The sequence below is a fragment of the Chryseobacterium ginsenosidimutans genome (assembly GCF_024807225.1).
Lineage (GTDB): Bacteria > Bacteroidota > Bacteroidia > Flavobacteriales > Weeksellaceae > Chryseobacterium > Chryseobacterium ginsenosidimutans.
Genome location: NZ_JANUCO010000001.1, coordinates 4008285 through 4020586, shown reverse-complemented (window position 1 = coordinate 4020586; position 12302 = coordinate 4008285). Strand labels below are relative to the sequence as shown.

Annotated in this window: 16 protein-coding genes; 6 read left to right on the top strand and 10 right to left on the bottom strand. The window is 33.8% G+C overall.

Translation table 11 applies throughout. The features are described 5' to 3' along the window. Nucleotides 1-230: 230 nt before the first annotated feature. The gene (locus J3D55_RS18800; protein WP_259133199.1) at nt 231-1115 is read right to left on the bottom strand and encodes a Ppx/GppA phosphatase family protein; all 885 of its coding nucleotides are present in this window, start codon (nt 1113-1115) and stop codon (nt 231-233) included. Beyond that, a complete protein-coding gene (gene ppk1 / locus J3D55_RS18795) occupies nt 1112-3184 on the bottom strand; it encodes a polyphosphate kinase 1 (RefSeq protein ID WP_259133197.1) in 2073 nt (690 codons plus the stop codon). The genes J3D55_RS18800 and ppk1 overlap by 4 nt, the downstream gene beginning before the upstream one ends. A gap of 477 nt (nt 3185-3661) precedes the next feature. Here ppk1 and dnaK point away from each other — a divergent pair, with 477 nt between their 5' ends. Next, nucleotides 3662-5554, top strand: a complete 1893-nt coding sequence (gene dnaK / locus J3D55_RS18790) for a molecular chaperone DnaK (RefSeq protein ID WP_259133189.1) — start codon at nt 3662-3664, stop codon at nt 5552-5554. A 140-nt stretch (nt 5555-5694) separates the two neighbouring features. Here the strand turns inward: dnaK and J3D55_RS18785 are convergent, their stop codons facing one another. Then, on the bottom strand, nt 5695-5793 hold the full coding sequence (locus J3D55_RS18785) for a helix-turn-helix domain-containing protein (protein ID WP_259133187.1): 99 nt from the start codon (nt 5791-5793) through the stop codon (nt 5695-5697). Between the two features lie 28 nt (nt 5794-5821). Then, complete coding sequence (locus J3D55_RS18780) at nt 5822-6586, bottom strand: helix-turn-helix domain-containing protein (protein WP_259133185.1); 765 nt, start codon at nt 6584-6586, stop codon at nt 5822-5824. Between the two features lie 138 nt (nt 6587-6724). Here J3D55_RS18780 and J3D55_RS18775 point away from each other — a divergent pair, with 138 nt between their 5' ends. Further along, a complete protein-coding gene (locus tag J3D55_RS18775) occupies nt 6725-7264 on the top strand; it encodes a hypothetical protein (RefSeq protein WP_259133184.1) in 540 nt (179 codons plus the stop codon). 253 nt (nt 7265-7517) lie between these two features. On the opposite strand, the gene J3D55_RS18770 is transcribed toward J3D55_RS18775, so the two are convergent. Together J3D55_RS18770 and J3D55_RS18765 are read right to left on the bottom strand one after the other, a co-directional pair. Then, a complete protein-coding gene (locus J3D55_RS18770) occupies nt 7518-7841 on the bottom strand; it encodes a hypothetical protein (protein ID WP_259133182.1) in 324 nt (107 codons plus the stop codon). After that, a complete protein-coding gene (locus J3D55_RS18765; protein WP_259133180.1) occupies nt 7829-8026 on the bottom strand; it encodes a hypothetical protein in 198 nt (65 codons plus the stop codon). The genes J3D55_RS18770 and J3D55_RS18765 overlap by 13 nt, the downstream gene beginning before the upstream one ends. Nucleotides 8027-8152: 126 nt before the next feature. Here J3D55_RS18765 and J3D55_RS18760 point away from each other — a divergent pair, with 126 nt between their 5' ends. Beyond that, complete coding sequence (locus J3D55_RS18760; RefSeq protein WP_259133178.1) at nt 8153-8533, top strand: DUF255 domain-containing protein; 381 nt, start codon at nt 8153-8155, stop codon at nt 8531-8533. Further along, on the top strand, nt 8508-8669 hold the full coding sequence (locus J3D55_RS18755; protein WP_259133176.1) for a hypothetical protein: 162 nt from the start codon (nt 8508-8510) through the stop codon (nt 8667-8669). The genes J3D55_RS18760 and J3D55_RS18755 overlap by 26 nt, the downstream gene beginning before the upstream one ends. A 51-nt stretch (nt 8670-8720) precedes the next feature. On the opposite strand, the gene J3D55_RS18750 is transcribed toward J3D55_RS18755, so the two are convergent. The 4 genes from J3D55_RS18750 to J3D55_RS18735 all read right to left on the bottom strand — a co-directional run bounded on the left by J3D55_RS18750 (nt 8721) and on the right by J3D55_RS18735 (nt 9897). Continuing rightward, nucleotides 8721-9116: a DUF7674 family protein gene (locus tag J3D55_RS18750; RefSeq protein WP_259133174.1), complete on the bottom strand. Its 396-nt coding sequence runs from the start codon at nt 9114-9116 to the stop codon at nt 8721-8723. A 50-nt stretch (nt 9117-9166) separates the two neighbouring features. Beyond that, a complete protein-coding gene (locus J3D55_RS18745) occupies nt 9167-9298 on the bottom strand; it encodes a hypothetical protein (protein WP_259133171.1) in 132 nt (43 codons plus the stop codon). Nucleotides 9299-9376: 78 nt separating this feature from the next. Then, nucleotides 9377-9733 (bottom strand): DUF7674 family protein, encoded by a 357-nt coding sequence (locus J3D55_RS18740; RefSeq protein ID WP_259133170.1) that lies wholly within the window; start codon nt 9731-9733, stop codon nt 9377-9379. 17 nt (nt 9734-9750) lie between these two features. Next, complete coding sequence (locus J3D55_RS18735; protein ID WP_259133167.1) at nt 9751-9897, bottom strand: hypothetical protein; 147 nt, start codon at nt 9895-9897, stop codon at nt 9751-9753. A 207-nt stretch (nt 9898-10104) separates the two neighbouring features. On the opposite strand from J3D55_RS18735, the gene J3D55_RS18730 reads away from it, so the two are divergent. Both J3D55_RS18730 and J3D55_RS18725 read left to right on the top strand, forming a co-directional pair. After that, on the top strand, nt 10105-11118 hold the full coding sequence (locus J3D55_RS18730) for a nucleoid-associated protein (protein ID WP_259133165.1): 1014 nt from the start codon (nt 10105-10107) through the stop codon (nt 11116-11118). Between the two features lie 147 nt (nt 11119-11265). Next, nucleotides 11266-12243 (top strand): hypothetical protein, encoded by a 978-nt coding sequence (locus J3D55_RS18725; RefSeq protein ID WP_259133162.1) that lies wholly within the window; start codon nt 11266-11268, stop codon nt 12241-12243. The last annotated feature ends 59 nt before the right edge of the window (nt 12244-12302 follow it).

Below are 12302 nucleotides of genomic sequence, written 5' to 3'. Positions count from 1 at the left end.
ATAAAGTGTTGAATTAGCTCTGAAATGTTGAGAAAACAACAAAAATCCTAGCCCCGATTGTAGAGAAAATCCTTTTTTGAAAAAAAAGATTGCAACGGAAAGCGGGAAAAAGCTCCAAATTGGGTTTGAGCGTTTTGGGGTTTAAATGATTGAGAATAGAGATTTTTGATGATTTAAAAAACAAAAACCAGCCAAAAAATGACCGGTTTTGAAATGTATATGTCGTAAAATTACTTTTTGTCGTGCAATTGACTGTAGATATTGTGTATCAATCCGTCTGCGACAGATATTTTCGGAACAAAAATCCTGTTGATTTCCGACCAAGTCATCACATTGTTGAAAATCTTCAAAGCATGAGCCAAAACATCGGCTCTGTCTTCGCGCATGTTGTGTTTTGTCATTCTTTCTTCAACGGTAAGATCGTCGAATTCTTTATGAACTTTTTTAAGGTGAGACAGCGACATCGGTCTGCCGTCTTTGGTCTTGCTCATCGAGAAAACTTTGTTGATGTTTCCTCCCGAACCGATGGCTACGATTGGTTTTTTGCTGTTGATATTGATTCTTATTTCTTCTTTAAGATCTTTCCAGTTATCGGGCGTTACCAAATTATTCAGCAAACGGATCGTTCCGATATTGAAAGATTTTTCATACTTCATTTTTCCGTTTTCGTAGAACGTAAGCTCCGTAGAACCACCTCCAACGTCGATGTATAAATAGGCAAATTCTTTGTCGAGTCCTTCTGCAATATGGTTTTCAAAAACCAAAGAGGCTTCTTCGTCACCGGTAATAATTTCGATATTGATTCCCGAAGTTTTCTTTACTTCTTCGATGATTTTTTGTCCGTTTTCAGCATCACGCATTGCGCTCGTAGCACAGGCTCTGTAATGTTCGACCTTGTAAATCTTCATTAAATCGCTGAAAATCTTCATCGAGTCGATGACCATTTTTTCCCTTTCTTCACCGATTTTTCCAAGGGTGAAAACATCCATTCCCAATCTTAGAGGTATCCTCAAAAGATTAAGTTTAATGAATTCGGGCTGTTTATTATTAATTTTTACTTCATTAATCAACAATCTGGCTGCATTACTTCCTATATCTATGGCTGCAATCTTCATTTTTTGTTCGTTTTAGCTTTTAAATATCTGTATGTTTCAATCTGAGAACGGCATTCTTCTTTATCATTATGAATGTACTCGTTGCTCAATTTTTTGTCTAAAATACGAGCTTTTACATTATCTTTCAACTGAATGTCGAGAATATCTTTCAATTCTTTCTTCAGGCTTTTATCGGTGATCTTTGCGGCAGCTTCAATTCTGTAATCCAGGTTTCTGGTCATCCAGTCGGCAGAAGAGATATACATGTCTTCTGCACCTTTGTTGTAGAAATACATAACTCTGGCGTGTTCCAGATATTCGTCTACGATGCTGATGCCTTTTATTTTTTCCTTAAACTCTTTCTGATTGATAACGCAATAGATTCCTCTTACAATCATTCTCACATGAACTCCTGCTTCTGCAGCTTCGTACAATTTTTCAATTAAAGATCTGTCACTTACAGAATTGGCTTTAATGATCATTTCTGCCTTTCTTCCCGCCTTAGCTTCCTCAATTTCTTTATCGATATGATGAACGATTTTTTCACGCATAAACTGCGGACACACCATAAGATTTTTGCAGGTTCTTAAAACTGACAGAAAATCTTCTTTTGGTCTTTTCAGCACATTGAATACTTTATTAATATCTGCCATTATTCCACGATCTGCAGTCATTATTAAATGATCTCCGTAGATTCTTGCCGTCTTTTCGTTGAAGTTCCCTGTACTGATGAAACCATACTGAATGGTTTTGTTGTGTGATCTTTTTTTGATGATGCAAAGCTTGGCATGAACTTTTTTATTCGGAATTCCTTCCAAAACAATGATTCCTTCCGGCTCCAGCATTTCTTTCCATTTAAGATTAGATTCTTCGTCAAATCTCGCCTGAAGTTCAAGCATTACAATTACTTCTTTACCGTTTCTTGCAGCATAAATCAATGCGTTAATAATTTTTGAGTTGCTCGCCAAACGGTAGGCGGTAATCTGAATAGATTTTACATCCGGATCCATCGCTGCCTCACGAAGAAGGTCGATCACCGGATTGTATTTGTGATAAGGAAAGGTAAGAAGGACATCCTGCTTTAGAATAACATCGGTCACTCTTTCGGTGTTTTCAAAAGCCGGGTGTGTAAAAGAAGTTCTTTCCACGGGTCTTTCATATTTTTCGAAAACATCAGGAAAATCCATGAAATGTTTAAAATTATGAATTTTTCCGCCGGGAATGATGCTGTCTTTTTTGGTTAAATTTAATTTTCGGATAAGCATTTCAAGAAGTGCTTTGTCCATATCTTTATCGAAAACAAATCTCGTAGGTTTCCCTTTTCTTCTGTTTTTTAAGCCTTTTTCTATTTTTTCTGCGAAATTGGTTCTTATATCGTTATCAAGATCGAGCTCTGCATCTTTTGTTACTTTAAAAGCGTGGGCAGAAAATTCGTCGTACCCGAAATAAGAAAAAATGTGGGGCAAATTGAATGTAATCACGTCCTCTAAAAGCATTACATTTTTTTCTTCAACATCTTCTGACGGAAGAAGAACGAATCTTCCCACAAAACGCGAAGGAATTTCAATAATAGCATAATTACTCGAATATTGCCAGTCTTTTTTTCTCATCGCAACGCCTAAATAAAGACTTTTGTCTCTCATGTAAGGCATCGGTGTATTTTCATGAAGAAGGATAGGGATTACATTTGATTCTACCACTTCATCAAAATATTTTCTGACAAACTCTTTTTGTCCTGCGCTTAAATTTTTTGAATTTTTAATAGAAACACTTTGGTCAGCCATTTCGACCTGAATTTTCCTCCAGGTTTTATCGAAATTCGACTGCAATCTCATTACAATTTCATTGATATTCTGAAGAATTTTGGATGGTGGCTGATAAAAAGATTCAGCGATTACTTTTTCCTTAAAATCCATGGCACGTTTTAATCCGGCAACCCGCACTCTGAAAAATTCATCTAAATTATTTGAAAAAATCCCAAGAAAACGAATTCTCAGATGCAAAGGCACATTTTCATCCATCGCTTCCTGTAAAACTCTTTCGTTGAAGGCAAGCCATGTAATATCTCTCGGATTAAAGTGTAATGACATTCGTTAGTTTATAATTTATCAAAAATAATCATTCAGCGCATCTCAGAGGGCTTTTCAACGTTAAGATTTGATTAAATTTTAACAGATCAAATAATCCTGAAGACGAGAAGGTTTTATTTTTTGTTGTAAGAAATTAAAGTTATTAAAAACAAACGAAAAATAAAGGGTTTGGTTGATAATTTTCATCAAATCGAGAGAAATAATGAAATAAAAGAAGCCATAAATAGAAAGTGACAAAATTGATGAAAAATACTAATGCCTATTTAAAGGAATGACAAAACTACAATCATTAAATAAACGATGTTTAAACAGGATGAGAGCAAAATATTTCTCTTCTATTTAGTTTTGAAAACAGGATGAGCTCTATGTTTTTTGTATTAAATATGTCAATTTGTCACAAAATTTTGAATGGTATAAATATTGAGAAATACTGATTGTAAATTAAAATTTTAAAAATTAGAAAAAATATAAAATATTATGAGTAAAATAATTGGAATTGACTTAGGTACAACTAACTCTTGCGTTGCAGTAATGGAGGGTAAAGATGCTGTTGTTATCCCTAATGCAGAAGGTAAAAGAACGACTCCTTCTATCGTAGCATTTACAGAAGATGGTGAAAGAAAAGTAGGAGATCCTGCAAAAAGACAGGCTGTAACGAATCCAAAGAAAACCGTATATTCTATTAAAAGATTTATCGGAACTCACTTTAAAGAAGATGCTAAAGAAATTTCAAGAGTACCTTACGAAGTAGTAGCTGGACCAAATGACACGGTAAAAGTAAAAATCGACGATAGAGAATATACTCCACAAGAAATTTCTGCAATGACGCTTCAGAAAATGAAGAAAACTGCTGAAGATTATCTTGGGCAAGAGGTAACAAGAGCGGTAATCACTGTTCCTGCTTACTTTAATGATGCACAGAGACAAGCTACAAAAGAAGCTGGTGAAATCGCGGGTCTTACAGTAGAAAGAATTATCAACGAGCCTACTGCAGCTGCTTTGGCTTACGGTATGGATAAAGCTCACAAAGATCAGAAGATCGCAGTATATGACCTTGGAGGTGGTACTTTCGATATCTCTATCCTTGATTTAGGAGATGGTGTATTTGAAGTATTGTCTACAAACGGAGATACTCACTTAGGAGGCGATGATTTTGATGATGTGATCATCAATTGGATGGCAGACGAATTCAAAGCTGAAGAAGGGGTAGAGCTTAAATCTGATGCAATTGCATTACAAAGATTAAAAGAAGCTGCTGAAAAAGCAAAAATCGAGTTGTCTTCTTCTCCACAAACTGAAATCAACCTTCCCTATATTACAGCTACAGCTACAGGTCCTAAACACTTAGTGAAGACTTTAACTAAAGCTAAATTCGAGCAATTATCTGATTCTCTAGTAAGACGTTCTATGGAACCAGTTGCTAAAGCGTTGAAAGATGCAGGTTTATCAGTTTCTGATATCGATGAAGTAATTTTGGTAGGTGGTTCTACAAGAATCCCGATCATTCAGGAAGAAGTTGAGAAATTCTTTGGTAAAAAAGCTTCAAAAGGTGTAAACCCGGATGAGGTTGTAGCAATTGGTGCAGCGATCCAAGGTGGAGTTCTTACAGGTGATGTAACAGACGTTCTTTTATTAGATGTTACACCACTTTCTTTAGGTATCGAAACGATGGGTTCTGTTTTCACTAAATTAATTGAGTCGAATACAACGATCCCAACTAAGAAATCTGAAGTATTCTCTACAGCTTCTGACAACCAGCCGGCTGTAAGCATCAGAGTAGGACAGGGTGAAAGACCAATGTTCAACGACAACAAAGAAATTGGTAGATTTGACTTAACAGATATTCCACCAGCTCAAAGAGGAGTTCCTCAGATTGAAGTAACTTTTGATATTGATGCAAATGGTATCCTTAGCGTTTCTGCTAAAGATAAAGGTACTGGTAAAGAGCAGACTATTAAAATTCAGGCATCTTCTGGTCTTTCTGACGAAGAAATCGAAAGAATGAAGAAAGAAGCTCAGGAAAACTCTGCATCTGATGCGAAGAGAAAAGAAGAAGTTGAGGTTTTCAACAAAGCTGACGGATTGATCTTCCAGACTGAAAAGCAATTGAAAGAGTTTGGTGATAAATTGTCTGCAGATAAAAAAGCAGCAATCGAAGCAGCTCACACAGAATTGAAAGCAGCTTTCGAAGCTAAAAAGGGTGATGATGTGAAAGCTAAAACTGAAGCTCTTGATGCAGCTTGGATGGCAGCTTCAGAAGAAATGTATGCAGCAGGAGGAGCTCAAGGTGCAGATGCAGGAGCACAAAATGCTGGAAATGCAGGAGGTGCAGAAGATGTACAGGATGCAGACTTCGAAGAAGTAAAATAATTATTGATTAGTATTAATTAATAAAACATATAAAACCGCTATGGACAAAGGTCTATAGCGGTTTTTGTTTATATATTTATTTATCGTTTAATTGATTGTACCATATTACGCATTACAGCAAATAAATATTCCTGGTATTTCTAAGCGCTAATTTCAAGCTTATATCCTTTTCCGCGTATAACTACAATTTTGATATTCGGGTCAAATTCCAGTTTTTTTCTAAGTTTTGATATAAACATATCCAGACTACGCCCTACAATAACACCTTCATCTTCCCATATCTCTTTTTGCAGCCTGGTTTCTCTCTATAGTTTCGTTAGGAGATAGTGCGAAAATGAGTAACAGACGAGTTTCAGTTCCTGTCAATTCTATTGTATTTTCATTTTTAATAAGCTTACGGTTTTTCGCATCGAACAACACGGAGCCCAAAGTTAACATATCTGTATGCTGACTTTCAGGTAAAGTTTTCCGAGGCTTAGCAGATCTGAAAAAAATAAAACCAACAAATGCTAAAAATGACAGACCGCCCAGAAGATATCCATTTTTTACTATATTTATTCCTGTCGGTCTGAATTTAATGCTGATCATATAACAGGCGACGGGTTGCTTTCTTCCTCTACAGGATACAATATCATCTTGTTTATTTTTAGATATAGCGTATCCATAAGCTACACTGGAGTTGCCACAGTTAAGTACATTAACAACATAATCATTTGTAAATGGGTCTTTGGCTAACAAACGTTGAGTAGTATTCACCAAGGAGTCAGGTTGAAAAGTAATCTCCTTCTCAAAGCTGATCAGATATTCATTTTTTGCAATTTTTTTCACAGGAAGGACTCTTGATGTACGATCACCCGACTGTAGAAGTATTTCATGTCCGATTCTGCGGAGCAAAACTTCCCTTCTGGCAAAGTCAAAGTCGTCACTATCCTCACTGCTGAAAGCTGCATAGATTACACAGATAAATGAGAGAAGTATGAATCCGAGCAAGTATTTGCGTTTTCCTGAAAGGAGATTTCTGCTATTAAACATAGTGTCAAGTTTTTATTTACAAAGTTTACATTTTTATTTACAATTTTAAGCGCACAAGCAGAAAAATAGTAAAGTAATTTTGAGGCATAAACTTTAAAAGGAGTATAAACAATGTTATTAATTAAATCTACAAGAAACATGAAAAAAATTATTTATGTGCTGATCTTACTGCTGGTTGTGGTAAGCGGACTGGTATTTGCTAATTGTGAAACTAGAAATGAAACGTCTAAAAAATCAATCCCCAAGACCCTCTCTGCTGCTGAAAAGAAAGCTGCAGTGAAACAATGGGAGGCTACTCCTGCCGGTATAATGTTCAAAAAATGGGAAGCGTCTCCTGCAGGTAAAAAAGTGTATGACGCTGAAGCTAAAATAAGGGAGAATCTTAAAGGTTATACCAATATGGAGGCAGTTGTAACCTCTCTTTCTCTTCCGCCAGGCTCAAGATTAGGTTTCGGAGTGATGGTCAGGATTAATGGTGACGATTATATTGTAAGATTTGAGCCGGAAAAGTCTCAACTTGAGCAATTGCAGAGCCTGAAAGTTAACGACAAAATAATTATAAAAAGCCATTACGTATCGCACGCACCCAAGTATGCATACCCAATAATATCGGGCGAATATGTAGAACGGGATAATAAAGTAATTTTTCAACGTGTCCCCCGAAAAGGCGGCTGTTAAATAAATGATGAAATATATTCACGTATCTGCTTTATTGACAATCACGGGAGATAATTAGCTACTGCATGAAAAGCGAGAAAAACAACGAACCGCTATTCTAAAAAGGTTTAAAAATATACATATTTGTATCGTATTTGTACCTTTAAAATATGTAAGTGGTTAATTTTATGAATATTATATTAAAAAATAAAATAGGCAGTCACAGACTGATTGAATATAAAATCCTTGAGCGTAAGCGAGAGGATTTTTTTATTTATAAAAACTGAATAATTTCAGAATAATTATTGGTAATGAAAGTTATCAGATAACGATTTTCAGAATTTTCAAAAAAGATATACCAAGTTGTATTTTGATTGGCTTTGTAGAAAATATATTTTGAACCTAAACTTAATAAATTTTCAGGAGTTTTTTTATAGGGAAAAATAGGAAGATTATATTCTATGAAATCATAAATTTTTCGTACATAAGCTTGAGCATCACTTTCAAATCCAAAATAATTTTTTTCGTATAAAACAGTGATAAGTTCTTCAAAAAATGCTGTAACGCTTGGGTGTAAGATAATATTTACTTTTTCCAATCTAATGATTTTATAAACTCTGAAGTTCTTTTTCTGGCTTCATCAATAGAAATTCCTCTTTCCCATTCTTTCTCAAAATCAAAAGATTTTCTTTTTCTGATTTTGTTAATTTCTTCTATAATAGATGGATTTTCCAAAGAATTTATCCACTTTATGATTTCATTTTTTTCAGCAGAAATATTCATTGTGTAATAAGATTTATTAAACAAATATAAGAATTTCTTTATTGATTTTGAATCATTTATCCACAACAAAATATTACAAAAAAAATCTTTACATTAGTGTAATTTTAAAACCAAAATCAAGTTCAAATGAAATTTTCTAAAATATTGATGATAGTAGGATTGTTCCTATTTCAATTAAACTTCGCTCAGGAAAAAGCTGATGTTGTACTAAAGAAAGCTCTTACTGAAGCCAAATCAACAAATAAAAACGTCCTTCTTGTATTTCATGCTTCGTGGTGCAAATGGTGTCACGTAATGGAAAATAATATGAATTTGCCGGAAACAAAACCTATTTTTAATAAGCAATTCGTTACGACGTATGTAGATGTTCAGGAAAGAGGAGAGAAAAAAACGCTTGAAAATCCGGGTGGAGAAGAGCTGATGAATAAGTATAAAGGAAAAGATGCCGGACTTCCGTTTTGGTTGGTTGTAAATCCAAAAGGTGAGGTTTCTTGCGGATTCATTTAATGATAAAAACGAAAATCTTGGATGCCCTTCAACAGCTGAAGAAGTAGATACTTTTGTAGCAAAACTGAAGAAATCTTCAAAAATGAATGAAAACGAACTTCAAACGATACAAAAAGTTTTTACGAAGAAGAATTAAATAAAAGCGGCGAAATCTTTGGTTTCGCCGCTTTTATTTTCAAATTTAATCTTATTTTCCAAAAAACATCCTATCCTGTTTTAGCTGATCGTTGTAGATCAACTGAAAATTCATAGGCATATATTGATAAAGAAGCTTCCAGTGTTGGATTTTTGAATGCTTTTTAAAGCTTTCAAATGACCTTACAAAAAGATTTTCAATCATGTCTTTTACATAAGAATCCCCGCCTTTATAGATCATATCCATGAGCTTGAGATGATGGGCGACAATATTCACTTTCGACTCTTGTAGAAGGTCTTTCAGGTAATTTACCGTTGCCTGGATCACACCCGGAAAATTGTCTTGTACAGACAAATTTGTGATTTCTTTTCGAAGGGGTGGATAGAAAAATTTTAAATATTCAATAGCTATTTTTTGATTAATAGCTCGCATTTGTACATTCATCATAATTAATATTTTTCAGAACATTTCTATTGTGGCGAAAACCGTACCAAAGTTTATAAAATGGCAGCAAAAACAAATACACCGATAATCACGGCGATGTGAGTTGCCAGAATTTCAATATTGTGTCTGTTGGTCGTTGTTTTGAAGGTTTTCCAGTCGGATATTTTTCTTATTTTAGTTTTCATAAAATGTTGATTTTGAATGATTTTTTATTTTGTCGATTTTTATAATTTGTAATGAAATAGTTTAAATATGTAACAAAACTATGTGCCATGGCTGTAAATCTGTCTCGAATAGATCTTCTGCAGATCCTGAGAAATGTGACTAAAAATCACTTTTCGGTATTCTTCGCTACAAAAAGCAGTACAATTGTCCAGTGAATAAATGAAAGTGGTTTCTACAGCATTTTTTAATACAGTATCGCCGTTTCGGTAAATTTCATCCATCTTTTTTAAACATTTGAATAAAATATTTCTGTCGTTTTGTCGGATCATCTTTTTAATTCTGTCCGTAAATGTTTGGATGACACTATAAGAATTTTGACATTTAGTTTCCTTCAGTTCACTCTCAATTTCGGGAATAACGGTTGTAATTTCCTGAACAGCCTGTAAATAATTCATATTTAAATTTGATTTAATTAAAATTTTTCAAAAAAGAGCCAAACCAACATCGCCAAAAAAGCCAATACCAACATTCGGTAAGATTTCAGCCATTTTGGGGTTTCCGGTCCTCTGCTTTTCAACCTTCTTAGCTTGTCGATTCTGTTTAATGTTTTTAAGTCCATTTTGTTTCTGTTTTGAAAATCATAATGCCAAATTGTATTCCGTTAAAAATAATTTTTATTTAATTAATTGAAATACAGTGGTTTGATTGTTTTTAATATAAAGTTTAAATAAGAAAAAGCATGTCAAAATGAGAAGGTTTTTATCAGAATGAAATACTGTTGATTGTTGAGATAATTAATATCTTTGCAATCCAAAATATGTAAAGGATGTTTTCAAAAATAGTAGTACACAGAGTCGGAAATAAAATCAACGGAGAATCTTTAACGCTTTCTCAGGAAGAATTGCAGCTGGAAGAAGGAATGGCAGAATTGCTTGAAGATTACTTCTTAGGTTCATTCAAATCAGAGGAAACGTTTCATTTTTACAGTGATTCTTATTTGGTGAATAATCCGGTTTTCAGTTCTGTATCTGAAATTTTTGATGATAAAGCGAAGTTTCTTTGGGAATCTGAAAACATTGCAAAACATCTTTTCGAAGCTGCTGAAAATCCTAGAGTTCAGGGTGGGGAATTATTTATCGTCTATTTTGAAGACGAAAGAGAAGGAACGGAAAGAGTGGATAAAATCGGTATTTTTAAAACCGAAAAAAGAGAGTCTTTCCTGAAAATTTCTCCAAATGATGAAACTTTTGACATCGAAAAAGATCAGGGAATCGGTTTGTCTAAAATCGATAAAGCTGCCTTGATTTATAATAACGACAAAGAAACCGGATACGTACTTTCTGTGGTTGACAACAACAAAAACGGAGATATGTACTACTGGTTTGAGGATTTCTTAAAAATAAAACAGCGCGACGACGAATATTTTCACACGCAGGAAGCGTTGATGGTGTACAAAGATTATATCACAAAACAATTGCCTCAGGAATTTGAAGTTTCCAAAGCAGATCAGGCAGATTTCTTAAATAAATCCATCAATTTCTTCAAAGAAAAAGAAGAATTTAAGCTGGATGAATTTGCCAATGCAGTATTGGTTGATGAGCATGTGATCGAGAGTTTTAATAATTTTAAAACAGATTATGAGCAAGATATGCAGATTAATATTGCAGAAGAATTCCCGATCAGTGAAGCGGCGGTGAAGAAAACGCAGAGACATTTCAAAAGCATCATTAAATTAGACAAAAACTTCCACATCTACATTCATGGAGACCGTCAGAAGTTGGCTCAAGGAGAAGATGAAAAAGGAAAATACTATATGCTTTACTTCGAAAAAGAGGTTTAAATCAAAAATTTGAACGGTTAATAATATCAAGGTTTAACCACAAAAGAAATAAAGATTACGCATTAATTATTTTATTTCTTTTGTGGTTAATTTTTTTTAGTTTACACAGGTTTATCATAACTTTATAACAATCACAAAATATTAATTATGAAGTTCATGATCATCTTCTGGGCGATATACATGCTGGTTTTCTGTATTCCGTTTCCGATTTTTATTTACACGATGACTTCGGAAGTTGCAACAGAACCAAGAAATTCTGTGTTAGTAAGTTATATTTATCTTGGCATTTCTTTAGCGATTTGGCTGTATGTGCTTATTTTCTTCATCAATAATCTTTTCCTGAAAACTTTTAAGGCTAAAAATACAATCAGTCATATTTTAAGTAATGGAATTTCGAGAAATGCAAAAATTTTAGATTATAAATTGATAAAATATAATGCTAAATCGAACATCAATATCATTCAGATTGTACTTTCTTTTCAGAATCTCAGGAATATTTTCATTGAACATGAGATGATGTTTCATGACATAAAACCTCAGGAAAAAAGATTTAATGTTGGTAATACCGTGAAAGTTTTACTGAATCCGGATACTTCACAAGATCCGTATTTTATATTAGCCGGACAAAAAACAAAGTTCAATGGGATCGGAATGGTATTCAGAATCTTCTTTACGGTTTTTATGATTGCTTATGTTATCGGTTTGTATTACTACTTCTATACCAAAGAATCATTCGATTTTGGGTGGCGTTTTCTCACTTTTATGCACCCGATTATTTTCAGTGGAGTGATGTTTTTATTAACGATTGTGGTATATCAAATGATCATTGGGAAATTTTTTAAAAATACCAAAGAAGAACGTATTCTTTTTGCCGGAAGAAATGCCGATGCAAAAATTATCACTGTAAGCCAGACCGGATTGACGATTAATAACCAGCCTCAAATCATGTTTCAGGTAAGTTTTAAAGATTTTAAAGGAAAAGAACATATTGCAGTGTACAAAAAGATCGTCGATCTTCTTAATCTTGCCTCTGTTCCAAAAGAAGGAAAAATTGAAATCATGTATGATGAAAATGACCCTCAGAAAATTATAATTCCCCGAATGTCTCAAGAACCGATTTTATAATTAGCATAAAATTGTAATAAATTTTGTGAAATTTACGTTAATAAACAATATTTAATTAA

Excerpts from the sequence above, each read along its gene's own strand:
- J3D55_RS18730 (WP_259133165.1), top strand. The coding sequence starts at position 10,105 with ATGTTTTCAAAAATAGTAGTACACAGAGTCGGAAATAAAATCAACGGA.
- J3D55_RS18765 (WP_259133180.1), bottom strand. The coding sequence starts at position 8,026 with ATGAATATTTCTGCTGAAAAAAATGAAATCATAAAGTGGATAAATTCT.
- J3D55_RS18725 (WP_259133162.1), top strand. The coding sequence starts at position 11,266 with ATGAAGTTCATGATCATCTTCTGGGCGATATACATGCTGGTTTTCTGT.
- J3D55_RS18745 (WP_259133171.1), bottom strand. The coding sequence starts at position 9,298 with ATGAAAACTAAAATAAGAAAAATATCCGACTGGAAAACCTTCAAAACA.
- J3D55_RS18740 (WP_259133170.1), bottom strand. The coding sequence starts at position 9,733 with ATGAATTATTTACAGGCTGTTCAGGAAATTACAACCGTTATTCCCGAA.
- J3D55_RS18775 (WP_259133184.1), top strand. The coding sequence starts at position 6,725 with ATGAAAAAAATTATTTATGTGCTGATCTTACTGCTGGTTGTGGTAAGC.
- J3D55_RS18800 (WP_259133199.1), bottom strand. The coding sequence starts at position 1,115 with ATGAAGATTGCAGCCATAGATATAGGAAGTAATGCAGCCAGATTGTTG.
- J3D55_RS18760 (WP_259133178.1), top strand. The coding sequence starts at position 8,153 with ATGAAATTTTCTAAAATATTGATGATAGTAGGATTGTTCCTATTTCAA.
- J3D55_RS18780 (WP_259133185.1), bottom strand. The coding sequence starts at position 6,586 with ATGTTTAATAGCAGAAATCTCCTTTCAGGAAAACGCAAATACTTGCTC.
- J3D55_RS18735 (WP_259133167.1), bottom strand. The coding sequence starts at position 9,897 with ATGGACTTAAAAACATTAAACAGAATCGACAAGCTAAGAAGGTTGAAA.
- J3D55_RS18750 (WP_259133174.1), bottom strand. The coding sequence starts at position 9,116 with ATGATGAATGTACAAATGCGAGCTATTAATCAAAAAATAGCTATTGAA.
- dnaK (WP_259133189.1), top strand. The coding sequence starts at position 3,662 with ATGAGTAAAATAATTGGAATTGACTTAGGTACAACTAACTCTTGCGTT.
- J3D55_RS18785 (WP_259133187.1), bottom strand. The coding sequence starts at position 5,793 with ATGTTTATATCAAAACTTAGAAAAAAACTGGAATTTGACCCGAATATC.
- ppk1 (WP_259133197.1), bottom strand. The coding sequence starts at position 3,184 with ATGTCATTACACTTTAATCCGAGAGATATTACATGGCTTGCCTTCAAC.